The sequence below is a fragment of the uncultured Thiohalocapsa sp. genome, assembly GCF_913063425.1.
Classification (GTDB): Bacteria; Pseudomonadota; Gammaproteobacteria; order Chromatiales; family Chromatiaceae; genus Thiohalocapsa.
The window spans coordinates 1-24,076 of the sequence record NZ_CAJXYK010000020.1 but is presented as its reverse complement, the minus strand read 5'-3'; the positions used below and the strand labels follow the sequence as shown (position 1 = coordinate 24,076).

Annotated in this window: 22 protein-coding genes; 17 read left to right on the top strand and 5 right to left on the bottom strand. The window is 69.7% G+C overall.

Annotated elements, in window-relative coordinates:
• The first annotated feature begins 13 nt into the window (after positions 1-13).
• From QZ607_RS12555 to QZ607_RS12540, 4 genes are all read left to right on the top strand, one after another.
• The gene (locus tag QZ607_RS12555) at positions 14-988 is read left to right on the top strand and encodes a YafY family protein (RefSeq protein WP_295883027.1); all 975 of its coding nucleotides are present in this window, start codon (positions 14-16) and stop codon (positions 986-988) included.
• A gap of 443 nt (positions 989-1,431) precedes the next feature.
• On the top strand, positions 1,432-2,091 hold the full coding sequence (cas6, locus tag QZ607_RS12550; protein WP_295883026.1) for a type I-MYXAN CRISPR-associated protein Cas6/Cmx6: 660 nt from the start codon (positions 1,432-1,434) through the stop codon (positions 2,089-2,091).
• A 288-nt stretch (positions 2,092-2,379) separates the two neighbouring features.
• On the top strand, positions 2,380-3,039 hold the full coding sequence (locus QZ607_RS12545) for a type I-MYXAN CRISPR-associated protein Cas6/Cmx6 (protein ID WP_295883025.1): 660 nt from the start codon (positions 2,380-2,382) through the stop codon (positions 3,037-3,039).
• Between the two features lie 134 nt (positions 3,040-3,173).
• Positions 3,174-3,461 carry a HigA family addiction module antitoxin gene (locus QZ607_RS12540; protein WP_295883177.1) on the top strand — a complete coding sequence of 96 codons (288 nt, stop codon included), beginning with the start codon at positions 3,174-3,176 and terminating at the stop codon, positions 3,459-3,461.
• Positions 3,462-3,650: 189 nt separating this feature from the next.
• Here the strand turns inward: QZ607_RS12540 and QZ607_RS12535 are convergent, their stop codons facing one another.
• Together QZ607_RS12535 and QZ607_RS12530 are read right to left on the bottom strand one after the other, a co-directional pair.
• A complete protein-coding gene (locus QZ607_RS12535) occupies positions 3,651-5,117 on the bottom strand; it encodes a glycosyl hydrolase family 57 (protein WP_295883024.1) in 1,467 nt (488 codons plus the stop codon).
• A 119-nt stretch (positions 5,118-5,236) separates the two neighbouring features.
• On the bottom strand, positions 5,237-6,454 hold the full coding sequence (locus QZ607_RS12530) for a glycoside hydrolase family 57 (RefSeq protein WP_295883023.1): 1,218 nt from the start codon (positions 6,452-6,454) through the stop codon (positions 5,237-5,239).
• Positions 6,455-6,631: 177 nt separating this feature from the next.
• Between QZ607_RS12530 and QZ607_RS12525 the strand changes: the two genes are divergently transcribed.
• The 10 genes from QZ607_RS12525 (at position 6,632) to QZ607_RS12480 (ending at position 20,342) form a co-directional block, all read left to right on the top strand.
• Positions 6,632-7,468 carry a M48 family metallopeptidase gene (locus QZ607_RS12525; protein ID WP_295883022.1) on the top strand — a complete coding sequence of 279 codons (837 nt, stop codon included), beginning with the start codon at positions 6,632-6,634 and terminating at the stop codon, positions 7,466-7,468.
• 216 nt (positions 7,469-7,684) lie between these two features.
• Positions 7,685-7,921 carry a hypothetical protein gene (locus QZ607_RS12520; RefSeq protein WP_295883021.1) on the top strand — a complete coding sequence of 79 codons (237 nt, stop codon included), beginning with the start codon at positions 7,685-7,687 and terminating at the stop codon, positions 7,919-7,921.
• Positions 7,922-8,281: 360 nt separating this feature from the next.
• Positions 8,282-9,460, top strand: a complete 1,179-nt coding sequence (locus tag QZ607_RS12515; protein WP_295883020.1) for an AAA family ATPase — start codon at positions 8,282-8,284, stop codon at positions 9,458-9,460.
• Complete coding sequence (locus QZ607_RS12510) at positions 9,450-12,716, top strand: tetratricopeptide repeat protein (protein ID WP_295883019.1); 3,267 nt, start codon at positions 9,450-9,452, stop codon at positions 12,714-12,716. Before QZ607_RS12515 ends, QZ607_RS12510 begins: the two co-directional genes overlap by 11 nt.
• Positions 12,717-12,786: 70 nt before the next feature.
• On the top strand, positions 12,787-13,494 hold the full coding sequence (locus QZ607_RS12505; RefSeq protein WP_295883018.1) for an ABC transporter ATP-binding protein: 708 nt from the start codon (positions 12,787-12,789) through the stop codon (positions 13,492-13,494).
• Between the two features lie 8 nt (positions 13,495-13,502).
• The gene (locus QZ607_RS12500) at positions 13,503-16,136 is read left to right on the top strand and encodes an FtsX-like permease family protein (protein WP_295883017.1); all 2,634 of its coding nucleotides are present in this window, start codon (positions 13,503-13,505) and stop codon (positions 16,134-16,136) included.
• Between the two features lie 374 nt (positions 16,137-16,510).
• On the top strand, positions 16,511-16,963 hold the full coding sequence (locus QZ607_RS12495) for a DUF2934 domain-containing protein (protein ID WP_295883016.1): 453 nt from the start codon (positions 16,511-16,513) through the stop codon (positions 16,961-16,963).
• Between the two features lie 228 nt (positions 16,964-17,191).
• Positions 17,192-17,872, top strand: coding sequence for a pyridoxamine 5'-phosphate oxidase (gene pdxH / locus QZ607_RS12490; RefSeq protein ID WP_295883015.1), 681 nt, complete (start codon positions 17,192-17,194; stop codon positions 17,870-17,872).
• Positions 17,873-17,928: 56 nt separating this feature from the next.
• A complete protein-coding gene (gene mobA, locus QZ607_RS12485; RefSeq protein ID WP_295883014.1) occupies positions 17,929-18,510 on the top strand; it encodes a molybdenum cofactor guanylyltransferase MobA in 582 nt (193 codons plus the stop codon).
• A 296-nt stretch (positions 18,511-18,806) separates the two neighbouring features.
• Positions 18,807-20,342: a hypothetical protein gene (locus QZ607_RS12480; protein WP_295883013.1), complete on the top strand. Its 1,536-nt coding sequence runs from the start codon at positions 18,807-18,809 to the stop codon at positions 20,340-20,342.
• 50 nt (positions 20,343-20,392) lie between these two features.
• Here the strand turns inward: QZ607_RS12480 and QZ607_RS12475 are convergent, their stop codons facing one another.
• Both QZ607_RS12475 and QZ607_RS12470 read right to left on the bottom strand, forming a co-directional pair.
• Positions 20,393-20,662, bottom strand: coding sequence for a cytochrome c (locus tag QZ607_RS12475; RefSeq protein ID WP_295883012.1), 270 nt, complete (start codon positions 20,660-20,662; stop codon positions 20,393-20,395).
• Between the two features lie 397 nt (positions 20,663-21,059).
• Positions 21,060-21,689 (bottom strand): hypothetical protein, encoded by a 630-nt coding sequence (locus QZ607_RS12470; protein WP_295883011.1) that lies wholly within the window; start codon positions 21,687-21,689, stop codon positions 21,060-21,062.
• Positions 21,690-21,847: 158 nt separating this feature from the next.
• On the opposite strand from QZ607_RS12470, the gene QZ607_RS25850 reads away from it, so the two are divergent.
• The 3 genes from QZ607_RS25850 to QZ607_RS12460 are packed head-to-tail and all read left to right on the top strand — an operon-like array spanning position 21,848 to position 22,871.
• Positions 21,848-22,150: a hypothetical protein gene (locus QZ607_RS25850; protein WP_367268185.1), complete on the top strand. Its 303-nt coding sequence runs from the start codon at positions 21,848-21,850 to the stop codon at positions 22,148-22,150.
• A 26-nt stretch (positions 22,151-22,176) separates the two neighbouring features.
• The gene (locus QZ607_RS12465) at positions 22,177-22,416 is read left to right on the top strand and encodes a hypothetical protein (RefSeq protein WP_295883010.1); all 240 of its coding nucleotides are present in this window, start codon (positions 22,177-22,179) and stop codon (positions 22,414-22,416) included.
• Positions 22,413-22,871: an addiction module antidote protein gene (locus QZ607_RS12460; RefSeq protein ID WP_295883008.1), complete on the top strand. Its 459-nt coding sequence runs from the start codon at positions 22,413-22,415 to the stop codon at positions 22,869-22,871. Before QZ607_RS12465 ends, QZ607_RS12460 begins: the two co-directional genes overlap by 4 nt.
• Positions 22,872-22,981: 110 nt before the next feature.
• On the opposite strand, the gene QZ607_RS12455 is transcribed toward QZ607_RS12460, so the two are convergent.
• The coding region (locus QZ607_RS12455) for a hypothetical protein (RefSeq protein ID WP_295883007.1) at positions 22,982-24,076 on the bottom strand (1,095 nt) is incomplete at its 5' end.

The window sequence follows — 24,076 nt, the reverse complement described above, 5'->3', positions numbered from 1 at the left end:
CGGTCTGCCCGGCATGAACCGCGCCGAGCGCATCTACCGCATCGACGCCCTGCTGAAGGAGCGCGCGCGCTCCCTGGAGCAGCTCCAGCAGGCGCTGGAGGCCTCCCGCGCCACGGTGGTGCGGGACCTCGGCTACATGCGCGACTTCATGCAGGCGCCCATCGAGTACGACCGCGCCAGCAACGGCTACCGCTACGCCGCCGATGCAGCGCGCTTCGAGCTGCCGGGCTTCTGGCTGAACGAGAGCGAGCTCTACGCCCTGCTCGCCAGCGGCCAGATGCTGGACCAGATGCAGCCCGGGCTGCTCGCACCCTACATCGGCCCACTGCGCGGGCGTATCCGCAGCCTGCTCGCGCAAAGCGGACACAGCGCCGCGGCGGTGGCCGACAGCATCCTGCTGCAGCCCATGGCGACGCGCACCACGCACCCCGAGCGCTTCGGCACCATCGCCGCCGCACTGCTGAAGCGCCAGCCCCTGCGCATCGCGTATCACAGCCGCGCCCGCGACGAGCACACCGAGCGCCTAGTGCACCCGCAGCGGCTGATCCGCTATCGCGACAACTGGTACCTGGCGGCCCATTGCGAGCGCGCGGCGGGGCTGCGTATCTTCTCGCTGGACCGCATCGACCACGCCGAGCCCGCACCCGGCCCGACACTCGCCACGGACGCCAAGGCCCTGGACCGCTTCCTGGGGGCGAGCTTCGGCATCTTCTCCGGCAGCGCCACCGCCTGGGCGGTGCTGCGCTTCAGCCCGGAGGCGTCGCGCTGGGTGGCGGACGAGACCTGGCATCCGGACCAGCTCGGCCAGTGGCAGGGCCGGTGCTACGAGCTGCAGGTGCCCTACTCCGACCCGCGCGAGCTGCTGCGGGACATTCTCAAGTTCGGGCCCGACGTGGACGTGCTGGCACCCGCCGAGCTGCGCGCCCTGGTGGCCGAGCGCCTGCGCGCCGCCGCAAACCGCTACGCGGACGACTCGCCGCTGCCCTGATCCGCCTCCGCTGCGCAAGCCGCGAGTGCGCCCCCGGTACGCCGACTTCAGTCGGCACCCTGGGGCAGGCGGATCTCAGTCCGCCGCTGGCAAATGATGCCTGGCCGCAGATGCTCCGCAGCGTTGCGCCAATCCCCGGCGTGCCGCTGCGGGCATGCTCAGCCGCGGCCGGCCAGTGCAGCAGCGCATCCGCCCGGCGAGCGCAAGCGACAGATCGCACAGATTTACCGCTACTTTTCACGCCCGATCCGGATGCGAAGGGTGCAGCTTGGTGTGTCATCGTGCACTCGGGTCGATGCTCGCCCCCGCGGGCCGGCGTACACGATTCGCCATGGCGCCGATGGATGACAACCGAGGCTCAGTCCGTGAGCCGGTCGCGGTGCTAATAATTGAAGGACATCGTCAACCGGCCCGAGCGGGCCCCGTCAGGGAGGTCACAGAGAATGCCCCTCGACCAAACGCACAGCGTCTGCTGCACCATCGAAGCCGCCTTTCCGCTGCACGGCGCGCACCTGCCCCGCCACCACGGCACAGCCCTTTACGCCGCCCTCTGCGAGCAGCCGGACTGCGGCACCTGGCTCGCGGCGGCGGACCACGTCGCCATCGCCCCCATCACCGGCCGCCCGGACGCCGACGGGCTGCTGGCACTGACGCCGGAGAGCCGCCTGCTGCTGCGCCTGCCGCCGGCGGAGCTGCCGCAGGTGCTGCGCCTGGCGGGCCGCCGGCTGGAGCTGGCGGCGGACGGCGCCCGGCACCTGCTGGACATCGGCGAGCCCCGCGTGCGCCTGCCGCAACCGGCGGCGGAGCTGCGGGCGGACCTGGTGGTCTTCGATGACGTGCCGCCGGCGGCCGGCGCGGCGCAGTCCGGCGCACCCTGCACCGCTGAGGCATTCGCCGCCGCCATGCGCCGCGCGCTGGCAGCGCTGGAGATCGCGGCGGAGCCGGTGCCCGGCCCCGCCGGCAGCCTCGCACTGCCGGGGCGCACCGTACCCGGCTTCGGCCTGCACATCGCCGGCCTTTCGGCGGACAACAGCATCCACCTCCAGGAGGCCGGTCTCGGCGACCATCACAAGCTCGGCTGCGGGGTCTTCGTGCCAGGGTGAAGTCCCACCGGTACGCGCACGCCATCGGATGCTGTGCGCTGCACCACAAATCGGAAAAAACCAGGTGCTCCCGGAGTTTTCATGGTGCTTACACCGATGCTGACTTCTCTCAGAAACCCATGCAGCAATAGGCGCAACGGCTATGGCTTGAGCCGCCAGGCACCGCCAGGATATGGATGTCGAACATGAACGACGTATGGGGATATTGCTGTCACCCGCCATGCCGCACCGGCGCCGGGCAGGCATATCCATGGGCCCGAAGGTACCCGACGAGGGAGGTCCTCAGCGATGCCACTCGACTACGTCCCAGGTGTTTGCTGCACCGTTCACGGGATCTTTCCGCTGCGCGGCAGCCGCCTGCCCGCAGATCACGGCGCGGCACTCTACGCCGCCCTCTGCGCGCTGCCGGACATCGGACGCTGGCTCGCCGACGCCGATGACGTCGCCATCGGGCCGGTCGCGGGCCGCACCGGCGCCGACGGCCTGCTCACGCTCACCGCGGACAGCCGGCTTCTGCTGCGCCTGCCGGCCGCCGAGCTGCCACAGATACTGGGTCTCGCCGGAGAGCGGCTCGATGTCGGCGGCTGGCAGCTCGACATCGGCGACCCGCGGGTGGAGGTCCCACACCCTGTGGCAGCGCTGCACGCCGGGCTGGTGGTCCTCGACCACCTCAGCGATCCTGCCGGGCAACGGGCCGGCAGCGGCGACCCGGGCGAGCCGGCAACGGCGGACGCCTTCGTCGCCGCGGTCGAAAGCCAGCTCGCGGCCCTGGAGATCCAAAGCCGCATCCGCGTCGGCGCCCCCGGCTGCCTGCAACTGCCGGAGCGCAAGGCCACCGGCTTCGCACTCGCCATCAGCGGACTCGCGCCCGACGACAGCATTCACCTGCAGGAGGCGGGTCTCGGCGACCACCGCAAGCTCGGCTGCGGGGTGTTCGTGCCGGCGTGAAGGGCGGCACCGGCAGCTCACGGCCGGGTGCCATGGGCTGCCACGCGGCTGGACCGATCGGGGTCGGCAAAGGCGCAGTCGAGCGCGTGCCTGGCGCAAGCCGCGATTACGAAGACTATGACTGAGCCGCCATCCTGCCCATGCACAACCCACCGCATCCCGGCGACATCATCCGCGAGCTCTGCCTCGACGCGCTGGGCCTAGCGGTCACCAAGGCGGCCGAAGGCCTCGGCGTCAGCCGCAAGACGCTCTCCAGCGTCCTGAACGGCAAGGCCGGCATCAGCCCCGAGATGGCCGTTCGCCTCTCGATCGCCTGCGGCACTTCCTCGGAAAGCGGGCTCAACCAGCAAGCGCAATACGATCTCCGGCAGGCCGAGCAGCGCCGCGGTGAGCTGAAGGTCAGGCGCTTGACGGCGGCTTGACAACAGCCACTCGCTCGCCTGTTCCGCGGAACTGGCACCCGCAACAGAGCTCAGCCCAGCGGGCGCGGCATCCTTGCCGCGACGGGCTTGTGCCGCTGCCATGGAGCCTGACGCGGCCGGGAGGCCGCTCCCACAGGCGCCACGGTGTCGCGACCGGGAGGCCGCTCCCACGGGGGCTTTGGGTCGGACTCAGCCGAAGTCGTAGTTGACGATGTCCATGACGCGGCGGCAGATCTCGCGGCCGTAGTCGGTCCACAGGCCCTGGCCCCAATAGCGGTAGCAGCTGGTCTGGCTGGCCATCAGGTGGTACAGCGCGTTGCGGTAGTGCGGGTCGTCGGTGGGGGTGCCGGGCTTCAGCACCTTTTCATTGAACAGCGAGCTGGCCTCTTCCATGGGGCCGATGACGTTCTCGTAGCCCTTCACCCAGGACAGGTCATTGGTCCAGCTGCCGCCGTCCATGTGGAACTGGTGGTCTTCCTTTTTCAGCTCCTCGATGACCTTATCCAGCTTTTCGGGGCCGTCGCCGGGCTGCATCCGCTCCCAGATCTTGCCCTGCTGCACCGGGCGGATCTCGGTGAGATCGGTCTCCTTGATGCCGAGGGCGAACAGCTGCTCGATGTACTCACTGCCGTTCATCAACGGGGTATCGGTGCCGGAGGCGGCGCGCACGGCCTCCATGAACTTGTCCGGGAACTCGTTCATCATGACGCCGCCGTTCTCACCGTCGGCGATCTGCGTCACCAGCGGCGGCACCTGTTTACCGGCGAGCTCCCAGCGCTCCAGGCCCTGGGCCTCGTACCAGGGCTGCATCTGCGCCACCAGCTTGGTGTCCGAGCCCTGGGTCTTCACCAGCGCGATGATGCTGACGCTCTCGCCCTCGGAGTTGGTGCAGGTGAGCAGGTGCGGCAGGTGCGGGCGCTGGGGGTGCCAGCCGTTGTCGGTCTGCTCGACGCTATGCTCCTGCACCAGCACCCATTGGTAGCCGCATTCCTTGAGCGTGTTGACGAATTCATAGGCCACGTCCGGGTGGTTGGGCAGCGCCATCTCCGACGGCGAGAACCCCCGCACGCGCTCCAGGGCATCGAGGCCGAACATGGCCGCGAAGTGGTGCTGGAAGGCCTGCACATGCAGGCGATAGTCCTGCACCGGCGTGGACGGCGCCACGGCATGGCCCCAGGGCATGCCGAGCCATTCCACCGCCCAGTTGTAGTCCGGGTTCATGGTGATGGTCTTGAGTGCGTCGATGACATGGCCCTCGCCCATCTGCCTGAGGCCGTGCAGCAGGGTGCCAGAGTACTCCAGCATCACCCTTGGGGACTTGCCCTCGTGGATGAGCTGCGGGATGAGCTCGCCCATGCGCTTATAGCACCAGACGAACACCGGGGCGTTGTGGTTATCGCCGATGTCCTGGTGCTCCATCATGTACTGGAGGTTGCTGATGAGCGCGGCGGTCTGGAGGTCGTCGCCGCCCGCCGGGATCAGCGGCTGGTGCTGGTGCAGGGCAATGGCCGCCGCGGCTCGGATGCGGCCAAAGTCCACGCCGCCCGGGATGTCGGACAGGCTTTTCTCCTTGCCCCGGGCCATGGCGGCGGCGATGTCTTGCTCGTGGCCGGAGATATTCGGCAGGCCTTCGATTTCTTCGGGAAGCTCAGGCATGGGACGGCTCCTGGATGTGTTGTGTGATGAGACGATGAACGGATGTTTCGGGTGTCTGCGGGACGCCGGGTCCGGTGGCCCCGGAGAGGGCCGCGCAGCCGTGTCGAGCCGCCCGGCGCTCAGCCGGGGGTGTTGCCCCCGCCGGACTGCGAAGCGACGTGCAAATGGCGTTCCGCTTCCTTGAGCGCCGCCTCGGCGGCGTCCAGGTCGGCGGCGGCCCGGCCCACCCAGGCCTCGCCCCAGAACAGGTTGCAGCTGGTCTCTGCGCGCAGCAGGCGCCAGCGGGCCTCCTCCAGCACGCCGATCAGCGCAGGGTCATCGGGCGCCTCGGCTGCGCCCTGCCGCACGCTGGTGCGCAGGCGCGCGCTCACGTCGGCGTAGCGCGCGAGCATGCGCTTTTGGGCATCCGAGCCGGTCCACTGGGTAAATCCCCGGCCATGGTGCCAGCCGGTGTTCCAGGCGCCGGTGCCCACATGGACCTCGCCGTGGGCGCCCCAGCGGTCCAGGTAGTCGCTGATGCTGGTGGGTCTGACCCCGGCGCTGCCCTCGCGCACCCGCTCCAGCATGGGCAGATAGAAGGCGCTCCAGTAGTTGGCGCCCTCGGTGACGTTGCGGAACCAGCCGCCGTTCTCGCCGTCGGTGGCGGTGGTGACCAGGGGCTCGAAGCTGCACCAGCGGGTGCGGTCGGCCACCTCCGCCAGGAACCAGTCCAGCTCCATACCCGACTCCTGCGCGTCGGAGAGCTCGCGGTCGCGCACGACGATGACGATCTCTTCACCTTTGTGGCGGGCAATGTGCGGGCGATAGCGCAGCTCCGGCCAGTCCATCGGCGTGACGGGCTCCACATGGGCGCTGTCCACCAGCACATAGCGGTAGCCGAAGTGCTTCAGCAGCGGGATCAGCTCCATGGAGAAGCCCATCTCCGGCGGCCAGAAGCCGGCGAAGCGCTCACGCCAGAAGAGATGCCGGGCGAGGGCCTGCCAGCGGCGCAGGTGCTCGGGCCGGTCCGCGGGCGGGATCAGCGGCAGCACCGGGTGGTAGTAGCCGGTGCCCAGGATCTCGAACAGCTCGGTATTCTGCAGGTGCCAGAGCAGCTTGCCGCAGTCCACGATGCCGTAGACCCGTTCCTGGAAGTCGGGGGCCGACAGGGTCTCCAGCAGTGTGCCGGACAGGGACAGGTGCACCCGCGCAAGGTCCTCCTGCCCCCAGAGGGCGCGGGGGATGCGGTCCAGCGCAAAGAGGATTTCCTTGGCCTCCCAGGCGGCGTGCTCCAGCAGGTGCTCCAGGTTGCCGGCGGGCTGGTGCAGGTTCAGCACCAGGGCGTGATGGGCGGGCATGGGCGGTGGCTCCACCGACGATACTGTGCCCGGCTGCCTTGGCGCCGGGCGCTGTGGGTGCAGGCGTGATCGCGCTGCGCACTCGATTCGGACATGATACCGAATCAAGCCCGCGCCCCCACGACCCGCCGCCGATCTGCGAGCATGCCGCCAGCCGTTCCACTCAGCACCACCGCGATGTCATTCCGATCCCGCCGCGTCGTCCGCCTGCACCCAAAGCCCATCGCCCTCGCCGCGCTGCCGGCCGTGCTCGCGCTGCTCTCAGGCTGCGACGAATCCCCCACAGGGCGTAAGCAAGTAACCCTGGTGCCCGAGGCGCAGATGACGGCTCTGGGCGAGCAGAGCTTCGAGCAACTGCTGGAGCGCCGGCCCCTCGACGATGATCCCCGCGTGCGCCGCTACCTGGGCTGCGTCGCGCAGGCCCTGGTGGATGCACTGCCGCAGCCGCGCGGCGAGTGGTCCGTCGCCGTCTTCGACGACCCGACGCCGAATGCCTTCGCGCTGCCCGGCGGCAAGATCGGCGTGCACACGGGCATGCTCCAGGTGGCGCGCACGCCGGACCAGCTGGCGGCGGTCATCGGCCACGAGATCGGTCATGTGCTGGCGGAGCACGGCAACGAGCGCCTGACCCAGGAGCTCGCCGTGCAGGGCGGCCTGCTGCTGCTGGACATGTTTGCGGAAGAGCCCGACAGCTTCGAGCACGAGGCGCTGCGCAAGGCCCTGGGGCTCGGCGCCCAATACGGTCTGCTCCTGCCCTACAGCCGCACCCACGAGCGCGAGGCGGACCGCATCGGCCGCGACCTCATGGCCAGGGCCGGCTTCGACCCGCGGGCGAGCGTGCAGCTTTGGCAGAACATGGCCGCCGCCGGCGGCGGTGAGCCGCCGGCCTTTCTGTCAACGCATCCGTCGCATGACACTCGCATGGAGGAGCTGGCAGCCGACATGGACCAGGCGGTGGCCTTGTTCGAGGAGGCGCGGGCAGCGGGGCGCTCGCCCGGCTGCACGCCACCCTGAACGCCGCGGCGGGTGACGGAGCTGGTTGAGGGTGCGCTGTTGCGGCGCAATCTCACTGGAGCGATGGGCGCGCAGCCGCAGGGCTTGCCACCGCGTACCCGGCAGCCAGGCGCGTACGCGGCGGGCCGGCTGGAAGCCGGCGCCCCCAGGGGGTGCGGCGGGCTCTAAGGGCGTGTCGATCGCGAGACCGATACCGATACCGATACGAGGGCGGGTATGCAGCGCATCATCGTCGACCCTGAGTCCAAATCGCTGGCCGAGCGCTACGCGCTGGTGAAGGCCGCCAACCGCCGCCGGGGCCGCTTCCCGGAGGGCTGCGTCACCGTGGTGGACTCGGAGGAAGCCGCGCGCGCCGGACGCGACGAGTTGCGCAAGCTGCATCCGGCGGTGGTGTATGGGCCGTCCAGCTCGTCGGAGGGCCAGAAGCTCTACTACCTGGTCAAGTGGCTCTGAGCCTCGGCTACGGGACCGAGCGCCCCAGGCTTTCCGCAATGGTTATTCTGGGCCCGGCCAACCTCTGCACAACAGCCTGCGGCCCGCGGCGCGGATGAGTCACGACTCAACCGCACAGTAAGCGTCTATAAGGCCGGTGAGCGACGCACATCCGCCGTCCTGGCCCGCCCGGCACTGGCTTCGCTGCCCTTTTCCACACGCCCTCAGCGTCGTCGCGGGCGCCATGCTGCATCCCGAGCAGAGCAAGCGCGTCCATGCGCAGGACCGCTGACCCTGCCAGCATCTCCGTATCCTAACCCTCCCCTCAGACCGCGAAAAAGGTATCATCCAGGCATGATATCAGGCTGATGAGATAACCAGATGCGCGACTTCCTGTTCCGTGAAGCCGAGGTACGCACACTGTGCAACACGCTGCGCAGCGGCGGCAGCGTGCTTGTGTTCGGCCTGCGCCGCACCGGCAAGACCTGGGTGCTTGAGGAGGCCGCGCGGCGCCTGGCGGCAGACGATGCCGCAACCGGCGGCGATCACAAGGCGGCGCAACGCCGACTCCAGCCCTGCCTGATCGACGTGCAGACCCTGTCGACGCCCTCCCAGCTCTACAACGCCATCCTCGCGGCGCTGCCGGCGGGCGTGCTGGCGCGCTGGAGGCGGCTGGTGCTGGACGGCAGGACCCTGCCGAGCAAGCTCGCCGACGCCATCCAGAACCGGCTCAAGAAGGGCAGCTTCGGTGGCGCCTCGGTGGAGCTGGACAAAGGGCTGGTGGACTACTGGGAGCCCATCGCGGCCGCCACCGGTCAGGCCCTGGCCGACGCCGACCCGCCTGTTGCGCTCTTCATCGATGAACTGCCGTTCTTCATCGAAAACCTGCTGGAGCAGGGCTTCGAGAAGCGCTTCGCCAAGCAGGTGCTGTCCACGCTGCGCGCCTGGCGCGGCAGCGGCACGCCGATGGCCATCGCCGGCTCCATCAGCCTGGACTTCCTGCTGGCGGACCTGGAGATCACCAGCCAGGTGATGAACAACGTGGACCGTTTGTTCCTGTACCCCTTTCAGCCCGACGAGGCACGGGAGATGCTGCGCCGGCGCGCCCAAGCCTTTGGCCTCGGCAGCTGGGACGACGCCTGTCTGGATGCGATCCTGGCGCGGATCGACGACCTGCATCCGTTCTTCATCGACCTCATCGCGCGCAAGCTCTCCGGCGCCGATTGCTGCGACCCGGCCTACATCGACCGGACCTTTGCCCGCCAATACTGGCCGGACCTGCGCCGCACCTTCTTCCCGCAGTTCCAGGAGCGCCTGGCCAAGTATTTCACGGCGGAGGAGCGACGGGCCGCCGAGACCCTGCTCGATGCCCTCGCCCGCAGCGACGCGGAAACCCTCTCGCGCCACGCCATCGCCGCATTGCTGCCCGACGTCGGCGCCGCCCTCGGCCCGCTGCTCGACAAGCTCCAGCGCCAGGAGTTCATCCACGCGCAGGAGCCCGGCGAGTACGCCTTTGCGCTGCGGGTGCTGCGGCATTGGAGAATCGACCATGGCGCCTGAAGACATCCGCCGGACCATCTATCGCTTCGACCCGCACAGCATGGCCGACGCCGCAGTGCGGGCGCTGGCCACCGGCCGCGAGGCGCCGCTGGCGCTGACGCTGCGCAGCATCGACGCACGCCTGGCCGGCAGCGGCCCGAGCCGGCACCTGATGGTCATGGGGCCGCACGGCATCGGCAAGTCGTTCTTTCTCAGGCTGGTGCAGGTGGCGCTGAAGGACCGCGGCACGCCGGCGGGGTTCCTGCTGCTGCCGGAGGAGCAGCCGAACCTGACCACCGCCGCAAGCCTGCCGCGGGAGCTGCATCGGCTGCTCACCGGCGCCCCGGCGGCGAGCCTGATGCCGCACCTCGGCGCCGAGCCGGGCGACGCCTGGGAGGCGGCCGTCACCGAGCTGCGCGACGCCATCGATGCCCGCGCCGGCAGTGAGCCCGGCGCGGCGACGCCGAGGCTCCTCATCGCCGCGGTCGAAAACTTCGACCGGCTGCTGGAGCGCGCCTTCAAGGCCAAGGCGGACCAGTCGCGGCTGCGCCAATGGCTCGACGGCGAGCCGCGCATCATGCTCATCGTCTCCACCCTGTCCGGCGACCTGGACCAGCGCTACGGCGACAGGCTCTTTCACAGCTTCGAGCACCTGCGCCTGGAGCCCTGGGACAGCCCCGAGTACATCGCCTACTTCCGGCGCCGCGCCGGCCACGAGCGCCGCCCCGAGGGCGACTGGCCCGAGGCCAAGATCCGCGCCATCAGCCGCTTCACCGGCGGCAGCCCGCGCATGGCCGTGATCCTGTCCGACCTGCTGCGCGCCGACGGCGACCCGGTGAGCGCCGCCGAGACCCTGGACGCCCTGGTGGACAATCTGACGCCCTACTACCAGGACCTGCTCTGGGAGCGCATGCCCGACACCCCGCGGGCGCTTCTCGACGCCCTCATCCGCGGCGGCGAGCCCTGTTCCCAGAGCCAGCTCGCCGAGCGCGTCGGCCTGGGCCAGAACCGCATCGCCCAGCCCTTCAGCTGGCTGCGCGACAACGAGATCGTCTACGGCGAGCGCGAGCACCAGGGCCGCGCCACGCTCTACCGCGTCGCCGACCGTGTGCTGGTGCAGTACTACCGAAAGCGCCACCTGGACCAGCGCGCGCTGGAGACGCCACTGGCGGCGATGACCGAGTTCCTGGCCACCTTCTACCGCGGCGATGAGCTGCGGGCCCATGCGCTGCGGCTGTTCGAGCGGGGGCGGACGGCGGAGGCGGCGGCGTTTGCGCGGGTGCGGTTGGAGCAGAGCGGGCTCAGGGTCGCGGAGTGCCCGGCCTTCGCCGATCCGTCGCTGCTGCAACAACTGACGGACGCCTGGTCAGGAGCGGATGCGGACCGCGACGATCCAGCGGACTTGCAGCGGCAGCTTGCGGCGTTCCAGGCGCGCCTGGCCGAGGCTGCACCCGATGACCACGAGCTCCGCGGCACGCTCTGGGATCAGGTCGGCTGGCTGTCGATGAAGCTCGACCGCGCCGAGCCGGCCCTGGCCGCGCATCGCGAGGCCATCGCCGCCTTCGGCCGGGCCGGCAACCGGCATCGCGCCGCCTGGAACTGGATGGCGCTCGGTTGGTATGCCGCCCAGCCGTTTGGGCGCTTCAGCGCATTCCGCCGCGATGCCCGGGCGGCCGAGGATGCGTACGGTCGTGCTGCAACCCTCGCCACGGAGGCCGGTGCGCAGGCCTTGGCCTCAGAAGCCCGTTGCTGGTTGGGGATGCTGCATCTCGACGAGGGTCGATGGGGCCAAGCACGCCAGGCCTTCGACGGCGGGCTGGCCCTTGCCGCTGACGCCGAGGAAGCCGCAGCGGACAGATGGCGGGCTGCGAACCTCGAGGGTCTTGCGCGGCTTGCTGAACGAGACGAGCAACCCGAAACCGCCTTATCGCTGTGGCAGCAGGCCCTGGACGCCGCCCGCCGCAGCGGCCATCCGGACGCAATTGCATTTGCCCTCGGGAGTCTCGGCTTGTCGTTGCGCGCCCTCCACCGCCCGGCAGAGGCCCTGGCCGCCCATCGCGAGGCCGTGCAATGGGCGGAAGCCGCCGAAAGGCAGGACCTGGTGGACTGGGTTCTTGTGCGTGTCGGCGAACTGGCGGCGGAGCTGGGCGACGAGGCGGCCGCGGCGCAGGCCTGGCAACGGCTGTTCGACCGCTTGGCATCGTCCCGGGACGGGCGACACGGCATCGCCTCGCAATTCCACACAGCCGCGGCGATGTTGCGGGCCTTCAAGGACACGGAATTGGCCGCCACCGTCGCCGAGCAGGGCCTGCGTGCCGCGGTCGCGGCGGGCATCTCGGATTTGGCGCTCGCGGCACTGCTGTCCGTTCTGTTGCCGGCGCTGGAAGCCGGGGCGCAGGACGTCGAAGCGAGACTGGATCGCCTGGCGGCCATCTGGCACCCCGGAGGAACCGGCACCACGGACTGGCGAGGTATCGCCGAAGCGCTGCACGCCAGCGGCGCCATTGACCTAGCCGTCGCCGCCCATCGCCGCGGCATCAGCGAGACGCGAGCCGATGCCACGCTGCAGGACGAGGATAAGGCGGTGGGCGAAACGCAGCATTGGGCGTATGTCTATCGCATGTTGCGAGACGCCGCCCGCTACCGGGCCGCCGTGTCCGCGCTGACCGATGCGCTGCGCTTCGCGGAAGAGCAACGGCAGCGCGATCCGGCGTTCCCTTCCCAGCTGCGCGGGTTCATCGCGGCAATGCAATTGCTCCTCGACGCCGATGCATTTGCGTGGCAGACGCTCGACGATGCCATCACCGAGAACCCGGCTCATGCCGACGAGGTGCTGGAGGCCGCCGCCACTGCCATCCCCACCGCCGAGCGCAACGCTGACAAGGCCACCGCCTTTGCCATCGGCCGCCGGCTGATCGACCACCTCATCGCGCCGCCGACCGCACAGCGCCTCGGGCAAGCCGCGCCGACCGAGTCGCCCAAGGCCATGCCGCCGCCGCGCGCGGGGCACTCAACCCCAGGCGACGCCATCCACGCACTCTTCGTCGGGCTGCTGAAAGACCGCCCCTCCGACGATCTGCTGCGGGATCTGGCCCACGAGGTCAAGGCGCTGTCTGTCGCGCTTGCGCCCACCGCCGATGCGGTGCTGCTCACGCTGGACTACCTGGCGCAGGATCGCAGCCCTGCCGTGCTGGAGCGCGCCGAGCCCGATATCGCCATCGCGGTGCGGGCGCTGGTGGAGGCGCTGGACGCCGAAACCGGCGAGCCTGGTCCATGAACCAGCGCGCCTGCGCCCCAACACTCTGGCCCTGACGCACTCCACGAGCCCACAACGGGAAGCAGCACCAATGGACCAATCATCCCCAGCAGCCCTGGCGGTCCAGGGCCTGAGCAAGTCCTACGCCGAGGGCCGCCAGCGGCGCGTGGTGCTGCGGGACGTCGCCTTTGAGGTCGCACCCGGCGAGTGCGTCGCGCTGGTGGGCCGCTCCGGCTCCGGCAAGTCGACGCTCTTAAACCTGCTCGCCGGCATCGACCGCCCGGACGCCGGCGACGCGCGCATCCTGGGCCGGAGCGTCACCACCATGGGCGAGCCGGATCTGACCCTGCTCAGGCGCCGGCACATCGGCTTCATCTACCAGTTCTTCAACCTGATTCCGACCCTGAGCGTGGCTGAGAACCTGGCCCTGCCGCTGGAGCTGAACGGCGTGCCGGCGGCGCGGCGCCGCGCGCGCATCGCGGAGCTGCTGGACAAGGTGGGCCTCGCGGGGCGCGAGCGGGCCTTCCCGGACCAGCTCTCCGGCGGCGAGCAGCAGCGCGTCGCCATCGCCCGGGCCATCATCCATGACCCGGCGTTGGTGCTCGCCGACGAGCCCACCGGCAACCTGGACGCCCAAACCGGGCACCGGGTGCTGGCGCTGCTCTCGCATCTGTTCCGTGACGAGGGCCATACGCTGATCCTGGTGACCCACAGCCGCGAGGTTGCGGGCATCGCCGACCGCGCCTTCGCCGTGGACGAGGGGCGGCTCTGCGCGGACACCGAGGCCCTGTCCTGGTGAGCGCCACCATGGCCGACAGCACAGCGGCGCGCCGCGGCCTGGCGGCGCGCCTGGCGGGCGCCGTCGATGCCGTGCGGCTGCCGCCGGCGCTGCTCGGCGCGAGCCGGCGCTATCTCACCCGCCATCCCTGGCAGACCTGGCTTTCCATCGTCGGCATTGCGCTGGGCGTGGCCGTGGTCATCGCCGTGGACCTGGCCAACGAGAGCGCACGGCGGGGCTTCCGGCTGTCGGTGGAGCAGGTGGCGGGGCCGGCGACGCACCAGATCCAGGCCGCCGCCGGCGGCATCCCGGATGCGACCTATGCGCGGCTGCGCATCGAGCAACGGCTGGATCTGGCCACGCCGGTGATCGAGGCGCCCATCCGCATCGGCGAGCGCAGTCTCACGCTGTTGGGGCTGGACCTGGTTGCCGCGGCTCCGATGCGGCCCGCGCTGTTCGCCGGCGCGGCAGTGCAGGGCGACGGGGGCGGCGGGGGCGGCACCGAGCTTGCGGCGGCGCTCATCGCCCTGCTGGCGGAGCCGGATACACTGCTGCTGTCGGCGGCGGACGCCGCGGCCATCGGCGCCGCCGCCGGTGATGCCGTCAGCGTCGAGATCGGCAACAGCACGCGGCGCATGCGCATCGCCGCCGTGCTGCCGGATCAGGGCGGCGCAGGCCAGGGCTTGGGGGGTCTCGCCGTCGCCGACATCGCCACGGCCCAGGAGGTCACCGGCAGCATCGGCGCGGTGGAGCGCATCGATCTGATCCTGACGGACACTGAAGCGGACCGGGTCGCCGCCGCCCTGCCCACCGGGCTCAGGCTCACCACCACCGCCCAGCGCACCAATGCCCTGGCGCAGATGACCCGCGCCTTCCACACCAATCTCACGGCCATGAGCCTGCTCGCCATGCTGGTGGGCGGCTTCATCGTCTACAACACCATGACCTTTGCGGTGCTCCAGCGCCGCCCGCTGCTCGGCACCCTGCGCATGCAGGGCGTCACGCGCTCGCAGCTCTTCGCGCTGGTGCTGGTGGAGGCGCTGGTGCTGGCGGCCATCGGCGCACTGCTCGGCGTGTTGACGGGCATCGCCGTGGGTGCCGGGCTGGTGCAGTTGGTGACCCGCACCATCAACGACGTCTACTTCCAGCTCAGCGTGCGCAGCCTGCACCTGGACTGGCTGTCGCTCACCAAAGGTGTCGGACTCGGTATCGGCGTGACCCTGCTGGCAGGGCTCGGTCCGGCGCTGGAGGCGGCCCGCTCCCAGCCGCGGGACGTGGTGCGCCGCACCCTGGTGGAGCAGCGCGGGCAGCGGCTCCTGCCCTGGCTCGCGGCGGGGGGCGTGCTGGTCATCGCCCTCGGCGTCGCGTTGATCCCGCTGTCCGGGCGTTCCATGGTCTGGGGCTTCGTGGCGCTGTTCCTGGTCATCGTCGGCGCGAGTCTCTGCATGCCCCTGGTGGTGCGCCTGCTCGCCGGACTCACCACACCGCTTTTCGGCCGGCTCTTCGGCAGCGTCGGGCGACTCGCGGCCCGCGGCATCACGGCGAGCATCACCCGCTCCGGGCTCGCGGTGGCGGCGCTGGCCGTGGCGGTGGCGGCCACCGTGGGCGTCGGCATCATGATCGGCAGCTTCCGGGTAAGCGTGTCGGACTGGTTGGAGCACACGCTCACCAGCGACATCTACATCGCCACCGACGACACCGGCGGTGCCGACAGCACGGCCTCGCTGCCGCCGGGTCTGGCCGCCCGGCTGCTGGCGCTGCCCGGGGTGGAGGCCGTGAGCCAGGGCCGCTCGCGCCGGGTGGAGAGCCGCGACGGGCAGATGCGGGTGCTGGCGCTCACATCCAGCGCCGGACGGCCGCGGGGGTTCAGGTTCCGCGGCGAGACGGCGGTGGAGGTCTGGCCGCGCTGGGAGGCCGGTGAGCTGGCATTGGTCTCCGAACCCTACGCCTACCGCCACGACGTCGGCGTCGGCGACCGCTTGGAGCTGTTCACTGCCCGCGGCTGGCAGGCGTTCGAGATCGGCGCCGTGTTCCAGGACTACGGCAGCGACAGCGGCACGGTGATCCTGCCCAAGCCCATCTACGCCCGCCTCTGGGACGATCCGGGCACCGCCTCCATGGGCATCGTGCTGGCCGATGCGGCCGACGCCGAGGCGGTGGAGGCGCGGGTGAAGGCCATGGCCGCGGCGCTGACGCCGCCGGCGGCGGTGCAGACCAACCGCGGCATCCGCGAGCTGTCGCTGGAGATCTTCGACCGCACCTTCACCATCACCGAAGTGCTGCGGCTCCTCGCCATCGGCGTGGCCTTCGTCGGCATCCTGAGCGCCCTGATGGCGCTGGAGCTGGAGCGCGCCAAGGATTACGCCGTGCTGCGCGCCACCGGCATGACCCGCGGCCAGCTGCGGCTGCTGATCCTGCTCCAGACCTCACTGATGGGCGTCGCCGCGGGCCTCCTCGCCATTCCGCTCGGCGTCGCCATGGGCGACCTGCTCATCCAAGTCATCAACCTGCGCTCCTTCGGCTGGACCATGCCCATGCGCCTGACACCGGACACCCTGGCCTCCGGGGTGCTGCTCGCCTGGGTGGCGGCCATGCTCGCCGGGCTCTACCCGGCGCTGCGGGCGGCGCGGGCCGCGCCGGCACAGGCGCTGCGGGAGGAGTAGCGCAGATGGCGCACGGTCAATGACCGGCGGCAGCGTCCGACGATGGTCGCCTTGCCTCCGGCAGCGCGAAACCGTCGATTGCGATCCGCACAGGTGGCCCTTGAAGCAGACGCTTTTGAAACCCTGCTCAGCTGCGGCGAGTGAATCCCTTGAGCAGCGACTCCGGCCAAGCACGCACTCAGCGACGGACTTGGGTCGCCGGTAGCCCTGCCTTGCGCTGCGGTATTCGGCTTGCCGCCTGTGTCGTGTATTCTTCGCGCCAATGGCCGGCGGCGGTGCGGGTGGCGCCATGACGGCACCCGGCGGGTTGCGGCTTCGAGCTTTTCCCCAAACCCGGAGGCGAGTGAGCGACGATGGCAGAGGACAAGAAGGTCGTGACCAAGAAGACCGCGACGAAGAAGGCCGCCGTGACCAAGAAGGCGCCGGCCGCCGCCGCGCAGCCCCTCATCAAGAAGACGGTTGCCAAGAAGACCCTGGCCAAGAAGGTCGTCAGCAAGAAGGCGCCGACGGCTGCACCGGCAGCACCGGCAGCACCGGCAGCACCAGTCACGAAGAAGGCGGTCGCCAAAAAGACTGCGGCGAAGAAGACCTTAGCCAAGAAGGCCGCGGTGCCGAAGACTGCCCCGCAGCCGCCGCTGCCGGACCGCGCCGTGACGCTGAAGCCCGTGAGCGAGGTGACGCCCGAAGAGCGTTACCGCATGATCGAGGAGGCCGCCTACTACCGCGCCGAGAAGCGCGGCTTCGCCCCCGGCCAAGAGCACGAGGACTGGGCCGCAGCCGTCGCCGAGATCGACGCCATGCTCGGCCGCGACGACCACGCCGACTGACTGCCGAGCGCGCAGGCGCGCCGGGCGACGACGGCCTGGGCTGCCCCGGCGCGACCGCCGCGACGGTCGCCGACCGGCCTGCCGCGCACCAATGCTGCGGCATGCAGGCGGCTTCGCCTGAACTGGGCGCCGGCATGCCGGCAGGGTCGATCACGCCGGACAACCCCTTTTGCATCGAGGCCGCGGTCGCCACCTGTGTGCAGCGAAGCCAGCCACCGGTGACCCGCCATGACCGCCCCCGACGCCTACCTCGCCTCCCCCGCCCGCACGGACGTGGACCCCGCGGCGCTGCGCGCGCGCTTCATGGCGGAGGGGCTGGACCCTGATGTGCTGGACCCGAACCCGGTGCGCCAGTTCCAGGGCTGGTATCAGCAGGCCATCGACGCCCGCCTGCCGGAGCCGAACGCCATGTCCCTGGCCACGGTGGACGCGGACGGCCAGCCGAGCCTGCGCACGGTGCTGCTGAAGCTCTACGACGCCGACGGCTTCGTCTTCTTCACCAACTACGAGAGCCGCAAGGCCCGGCAGATGGACCACAACGACCGCGTGGCCCTGCTCTTCCCGTGGGTGGCGCTGGCGCGGCAGGTGAAGATCCTGGGCCGCGCCGCCCGCATCCCGACGGCGGAATCCCTCAAATATTTTACCACCCGCCCCCGCGGCAGCCGCATCGGTGCCTGGTCGTCGCCGCAGAGTCAGGTGATCAGCTCCCGCTCGCTGCTGGAGGAGAAGGTCGCTGAAATGAAGCGGCGCTTCGGCGACGGCGAAATCCCGCTGCCCCACTTCTGGGGCGGTTACCGCGTTGTGCCATCGAGCATCGAGTTCTGGCAGGGGCGCGAAAGCCGGCTGCATGATCGCTTCCGCTACAGCCGTAACGGTGACGCCTGGCGCATCGAGCGCCTTGCGCCTTGATGTCGCGCTGCGGACGTCGCCATGCCGCCCCCGGGTACGTGGACTTCAGTCGGCACATGAGCCCGAGCGACATCACCGGCCTGGTCCTCGCGGGTGGCGCCGGCCGCCGCATGGGCGGTCGCGACAAGGGCCTCATCGACCTGAACGGCCGACCGCTGGCCGCCTGGACCGCCGATGCCCTGCGCCCGCAGGTGGGCCGGCTCTGGATCAGCGCCAATCGCAACATCGAGCGTTATGCCGGCCTTGCGGAGCGCGTCATTCCGGACCGGCTCGACGGTTATCAGGGTCCCCTCGCCGGCATCGCGGCAACCCTTGCGGCCGTCGATACTCCCTGGCTGCTGACGGCGCCCTGCGACACGCCGCTGCTGCCCGCAGACCTGGCCACACGACTTGCAGCCGCCCTCGCCGCGGATCCGTCGGCGGACCTCGCGGTCGCCGCCGACAGCGAGCGCCAGCATCCCCTGCACGCCCTGCTGCCGGCGCGACTGGCAGCCTCCCTGGACGCCTACCTGGCCGCCGGCGGGCGCAGTGTGCACGGCTGGCTGGAGGCCCAAGCGGTGGCGCTGGCCGACTTCAGCGCAGTCCCCCGCGCCTTCAGCAATGCCAACCGCCCCGAGGATCTGGCGCATCTGGGCTGAACTGCCCACCGACGCAGAACAACCGCCCGCCATCAGCACCGCCGCGACCGCCCGTGCCGTCCGACGGAGCGCGCCGCGGCGCCGTTGCTTGCGGCGCGGCCCGGGCGCGCCCTGATGTGCAACCCGGTGTACGACGATTCCCACGCCACCGGCAGCAAACCCGCACAGACCTGTGCCGGCATTTCCGACTATCCAGCCTGGTCTTGCGGTCAGACTTTGCACACCCCGACGGCGGGATCGGTGTGTACCCGATCGTCGGGATCAACCCCTGTGCTCAACCCAACGAGGTGATCCGTATGGACATCGCAGAGCTCATTCGCATCGACCGCGGTCTCATCGAGCGCCTGGAGCCGCAGCGCCTTTTCCTCACCTGCCAGCCGCACGTGCTGGTGGTGACGGATATGGCCTTCTCGAGCCCCACTGGCTTCGCCCTTGCCCAATTCGTGGATACGCTGCTGGCCGGCGAGGTGTACGGCCGCACCCCAAAGGTGACCAAGGCCAATACCGGTAGCGACACCTCGGCGGACATTGAGAACTTCCGCTTCGACGACGCCACACACGGACTGGACATCGACCGCTATGATGTCTGCTTCATCTTCGCCATCGGCTCGGCGAGTGCGGTCACCGCGGCGGAGCTGGATGCGATGGCGGCCTTCATGCAGGCAGGCGGCGGGCTCTTCGCCACCGGCGACCATGCCACCCTGGGCGCCGGCATCTGCCGGGACATCCCGCGGGTGCGCAGCATGCGCAAGTGGACGGTGGCGCAGAACGTGCCCTCCGCGGGCGGCGAGGACCGGCTCTCCACCAACCTGCCGGGCGCCGATGCGACCTATGTCTTCGAGGACCAGTCCGACACCTACCCGCAGCGGGTCTACCTCAACTGGCGCACCGGTGCCGGCGGCGTCGCAGAGCCGCACCCGCTGATGCAGGCCACGGGCGGCGGGGCCATCGACCACATACCGGACCATCCGCACGAAGGGGAGTGCCTGATCCCGACGGATCTCACCACCAGCTTCAGCCTGGGCGGCGCGGACGTGGACGAATGGCCGGAGGAGACCGGCGGCGGTCCGCGCGTCGCGCCAGAGATCGTCGCCAAATCCATGTCCCACGGCGATGCCTTCCCGGGCAAGGCGGCCTTGGTGCCGCGGGAGTTCATCGCCATCGCCGCCTACGACGGCCAGCTCGCCGATGTGGGCCGCGTGGTGACGGATGCCACCTGGCACCATTTCGTAGACATCAACATCGACGGCACGGGCAGCACCCGCGAGGGCCTGATGCCGGGCGGCGTGGACACACCGGAGATGGTCCTGCTGCGCGAGCACTGGGTGAATCTGGCCAACTGGCTCATGCCCAAGCGGCAGCGACGCTGCCTGCTGGTGCCCATGCTGGGCCTGGAGCTGCTGCGCTTCCCGCTGCGCGAGGAGCTGGCCCTGCCGCCAGTGCCGCTGCGCGAAGCCGACGCAGACATGGCCCTGGGCCGCCAGGTGGAGCGCGCCCTCTCCAGCCGGCTGAAGCCGTTCCAGATCGCCGATCTGAAGGAGGACCTCGTGGCACTCGGCATGGCGGACGCGAACCGTGCGCAGCGACTGCGCGCCCTGAACGGGCGTTTCGGCGAGCTCTCCGCCGCCGACATGGGCGTCGCCGCCCTCGGCAGCCAGGCGGCCGCCATGGTCGACATGGCCATGGAGCAGTCCATGGGCGCCATGGACGAAGCGGAGATCATGGACAAGCTCGACGCCGCCGCGCAACAGAGCGTCGGCCGCCGCGCCCAGGCCCTGCGCAAGCGCCTGCAGGACGGTATGGAGCTTCTGCTGGAGCTGGAACAGCGCTGAGGCGGCCCGTGTCGCGCTGATGCTCGCTGCCGCCGCGGCGGACGCCGTGCTCAAAGCGTCCGGAGGTAGTGGACGATGCGCCAGCGGTCCTGCTCGCTCAGCGCGCCGGCGAAGGCGGGCATGCCGGTGCCGATGGCGGCGCCGCCGTCGCTGATGGCCCACATGAGATAACCGTCAGTGGCGACGGGTCTGCGCACCGTCCAGCGGAGGTTGGCCGGCGGCGGCGACAGGCCCGCACCGCCCGGGCCATCGCCATCACCGCCGCTGCCATGGCAGACGGCACAGTTGGCCTGATAGAGGCGCTCGCCAGCCGCGGTCACCTCCCGGGTCGGCGGCAGCGCCCGGACGGCGGATGCGCTGCGCCCAATTTCTGATCAAGGTCCGCCCTACGGTGTTCACCTTGTTTCTGAACCGTCACTTATCGCCGCGGTGAGGTTTGGCATCTGCTCCTTCAAGCGCAACCTGTCAGGGTGTGACCGATCAGTTCTTCCGCGCCCTTGGCGTAGGCAAAGGACGCAGCAGCGATCCGGGTCTTGGCGCCCTGCCGCTTCGTCCAGGGCACCGACTCTGGACACGCCGCCTGGTTGGTGCAGTGCTGCAACAGTGCGAGAACTGACCGGCCTTGCCTGCCGTCAGCGCAGGTGCTGACCCGCGGCAGTCCGCGGAGTTGAGCGCGACGGGCGCCGGGCAGCGGGGGCGGGCTCGACGCCGCCCGGGTCACCGGTGTGACGACGCGGGCTCGGGGCCGGTCTCGCCGTCCAGATGGATATGCCGGACGACGCAGGGATCGGCGCTGCGGTAGCGCGGCGTCGTGATCGTGGCTCGCAGGTATTCGATCATCGCCTCCCGCTCCGCCATTGCCTCGGCCAGCTCGCCGAGGCTCTCGCTGTCCTGCTCGATGTCCAGTCGGTCGTCATCGAGCCGATCCGCATCCAGCTTGCCGGCCTCGGCGAGCGCCACGCGCGCCGCGAGCCGGATCTCGGACTTGTCGCGCCTGAGGCGGACCTCTTCGCACCGGCCCGCCAGATCGATGATCTCATCGCTCAGATCCTCGATGACCTTCAGGGTCAGAAACTCACGCTCCTCCAGCTCGTTGGTGGGCGTCAGCAGCAGGTAGGACCCTTCGTCGATCGCACACTCCAGCCACGATACCTCGCCGGCCCTTGGCGAGCGCTTGAACCGGGCCAGCAGACCCTGCGCGTCCTCGGTCGGCAGATGGGCCAGCGTCATGCAGATGCGCTCCAGCTCAGCGACCGGCGTGTTCGGCGCGAACAGGGCCTCGGCCATGCGCATCATGTCCTCCGGGGTGCAGTCGTCGGGGTGCTGGATCGGCAGATGCTCGGTCATGGGTGGTCTCACCGCTGTGTCGGGTAGGTTGATCGTTGTCCGGGCCGGTCGGCCGGATGCGTCGGTCGCCGCCTGGTTCACCGCGTGGTCCTGACGCGATGCGGAGGCCCTCGGTATCGATTTCCGCACCGCGACAGGCCTGACCATCATAGCCCCGCGTGCGACGGCTCGGGCAACCAGTGCGGGATGCGCGAGCACATCGGCCCGGGACGGCGCAGGCCCTCGGCGTCGCCTGGCGCAGCCGCGGGCTGCCCAAGGTTGCCGCCGCGTCGGGGCTGGCTCGGGAAGCGCCATGCAAGCCGCTGCGCGCCGCTGCACAACCGCACCTCGATACTGTCGACCGCCTGTGCCGGGCGTTTTGGGTCAGGCTGAGTGTGCAGCCGATGTCGGAGCGCGACGGAGTCGTCAGGCCGCTCGCCTTGTGCCGGACCGATGTCAACGGCATTATTCGACATCGCTGACATCAATACACGGGCATGACATCACCATGGCAACGGTCACCGTTCGCAATCTGCCGGCCGAGGTCCATCGCGCGCTGCGGCTCCGGGCCGCGGCCCATGGCGTCAGCACCGAGGCGGAGATCCGCGCGATCCTGGCACAGGCCGTGCGCTCGGACGGCGGGCTGCGCCTGGGCACCGAGCTGCGCCGCTATGCGGAGGAAATCGGCGGCGTGGAGCTGGAGCTCCACCGTGACCCGACCCCCATCGAGCCGGCGTCCTTCGAATGATCATCCTGGACACCAACGTCATCTCGGAGCCCTTGCGGCCCCGCGCCAGCGAGGCGGTGATCCGATGGCTCGATGCGCAGGCGCCAGAGTCGCTCTACATCACCGCCATCAACACGGCGGAATTGTGGGCCGGCGTCGCCTTGATGCCCGATGGCACCCGCAAGCGCGCCCTCGATCCCGCCGAGCACCTTCGCGATGAAGCCGACATCACCGAGTATCTCACCCAGGTGATCGAAGGTGATGACTGCTCCGAGCTGGCACACGCCCTCGGCGTCGCGGCGCGCAGCCGCGGCATGAACGAGGTCGCCGCCGCGTCCGGACTGGCCCGGGAAGCGCTCTACAAGGCGCTGCGCGCCGGTGCGCAGCCGCGGTTCGATACCGTGAGCCGCGTGCGCCAGGCCCTCGGGGTCAAGTTGGTTGTGCAGCCCGCCTCTGAGAAACTGCCCAGCGACTGAGCCTTCAGAAGCGCCGACCGTATCCCAGTCGGACAGGGGACCAAGCCGCTGCGCACGGTGCCCCTTGGGCTGTTCCGAGCGTAGGTCCCCTTCATCGACACGGGCGCACTTCAGCTCGCCAGGCGCCGCGCCCGATGATGCTTCTGCGCCGCCAGCGCCAAGAGCCCCGCGGCCATCAGCAGCAGCGGCGCCGGCACCGGTGCCGCGCCAAAGGTTCCGGCAAAGCGCAGGTTGCCGACGTAGAGCACCGCGTTGCTCTCCCCGACGCTGTGAAGCGTTGCCGTCAGCGCTCCGCTCATGCCGGCAAAACCGGATACGTCGATCACCGCGTCGAGCAGCAGGCCCTCCAACAGGCCATCGATGCCCATCGACCATAGCAACTCGTCGCCGAAGTACAGCGTGAACCAATCCCCGTCACCGCCTACGCCCACCATCCAGTCCAGCAACAGCATCTCCGTACCAAGCGGAATGTCGATCAGTTGCATCATCGATACTGGGGACTGCTCGGCGATTTCGTAACCGTCGAACCGAAACTCATCGTATCCGGGAATTGCGCCGACCAGTTCCGGCTGCCCGATGAGCGGCTCGAAGAGCGAGCCGAAAGGGCGCACCGTCCGTTCAGGCGTGGCAAAGGCCCCGACCTGGTCCGGAGACTCACCGCCCGTAGCAGCTGCTAGACCACCAATCGCCGGTAGAAGCGGCGTAATCCAGTCGGACGCTATTGCCTCTAACGCTGTTGGCTCTATTGGGTAACCCGAGACCGAACCAAAATCCGCATCAACGCCTCTCCGTATGAAATCGGGATAGAATTCCGACCCTACAGCGCCATGACCGAACCCTACTACTTGGTTCAGATCGGCTGCTCCAATGATTTCTCCGTATCCTCCCCAAGTGACCTGTTGTAACGGCTTAAGCGTACTAAAGTAGTTGTCAAAGTAATCAACGTCATCAGGAAGAACGAACTCGAACCAACTCTCCGTAAAATTCGGCGCGATGAAGCCTAGAGCATTTGTCGGCGCATCGAGTGTCGTGAACTGCTGCGCCGCGGCGGCGTCGATATCGCCCCATCTCTCTAAGTACCGAGTCGCGATCCCGTTTACAATGGTCCCGTAGCTATGGCCGATAAAGTGCAGGTCCTGGTCGTAATCAGATCCAAGGATCCCGGTTAGTTTGCGTCCTAGCCTATATCCGGCGAAGTCCGCATT

What these genes read in the sequence shown, in the direction of transcription:
- QZ607_RS12555 (WP_295883027.1), top strand. Translation starts at nt 14, where the DNA reads ATGAACCGCGCCGAGCGCATCTACCGCATCGACGCCCTGCTGAAGGAG.
- cas6 (WP_295883026.1), top strand. Translation starts at nt 1,432, where the DNA reads ATGCCCCTCGACCAAACGCACAGCGTCTGCTGCACCATCGAAGCCGCC.
- QZ607_RS12545 (WP_295883025.1), top strand. Translation starts at nt 2,380, where the DNA reads ATGCCACTCGACTACGTCCCAGGTGTTTGCTGCACCGTTCACGGGATC.
- QZ607_RS12535 (WP_295883024.1), bottom strand. Translation starts at nt 5,117, where the DNA reads ATGCCTGAGCTTCCCGAAGAAATCGAAGGCCTGCCGAATATCTCCGGC.
- QZ607_RS12530 (WP_295883023.1), bottom strand. Translation starts at nt 6,454, where the DNA reads ATGCCCGCCCATCACGCCCTGGTGCTGAACCTGCACCAGCCCGCCGGC.
- QZ607_RS12525 (WP_295883022.1), top strand. Translation starts at nt 6,632, where the DNA reads ATGTCATTCCGATCCCGCCGCGTCGTCCGCCTGCACCCAAAGCCCATC.
- QZ607_RS12520 (WP_295883021.1), top strand. Translation starts at nt 7,685, where the DNA reads ATGCAGCGCATCATCGTCGACCCTGAGTCCAAATCGCTGGCCGAGCGC.
- QZ607_RS12515 (WP_295883020.1), top strand. Translation starts at nt 8,282, where the DNA reads ATGCGCGACTTCCTGTTCCGTGAAGCCGAGGTACGCACACTGTGCAAC.
- QZ607_RS12510 (WP_295883019.1), top strand. Translation starts at nt 9,450, where the DNA reads ATGGCGCCTGAAGACATCCGCCGGACCATCTATCGCTTCGACCCGCAC.
- QZ607_RS12505 (WP_295883018.1), top strand. Translation starts at nt 12,787, where the DNA reads ATGGACCAATCATCCCCAGCAGCCCTGGCGGTCCAGGGCCTGAGCAAG.
- QZ607_RS12500 (WP_295883017.1), top strand. Translation starts at nt 13,503, where the DNA reads ATGGCCGACAGCACAGCGGCGCGCCGCGGCCTGGCGGCGCGCCTGGCG.
- pdxH (WP_295883015.1), top strand. Translation starts at nt 17,192, where the DNA reads ATGACCGCCCCCGACGCCTACCTCGCCTCCCCCGCCCGCACGGACGTG.
- mobA (WP_295883014.1), top strand. Translation starts at nt 17,929, where the DNA reads ATGAGCCCGAGCGACATCACCGGCCTGGTCCTCGCGGGTGGCGCCGGC.
- QZ607_RS12480 (WP_295883013.1), top strand. Translation starts at nt 18,807, where the DNA reads ATGGACATCGCAGAGCTCATTCGCATCGACCGCGGTCTCATCGAGCGC.
- QZ607_RS12470 (WP_295883011.1), bottom strand. Translation starts at nt 21,689, where the DNA reads ATGACCGAGCATCTGCCGATCCAGCACCCCGACGACTGCACCCCGGAG.
- QZ607_RS12465 (WP_295883010.1), top strand. Translation starts at nt 22,177, where the DNA reads ATGGCAACGGTCACCGTTCGCAATCTGCCGGCCGAGGTCCATCGCGCG.
- QZ607_RS12460 (WP_295883008.1), top strand. Translation starts at nt 22,413, where the DNA reads ATGATCATCCTGGACACCAACGTCATCTCGGAGCCCTTGCGGCCCCGC.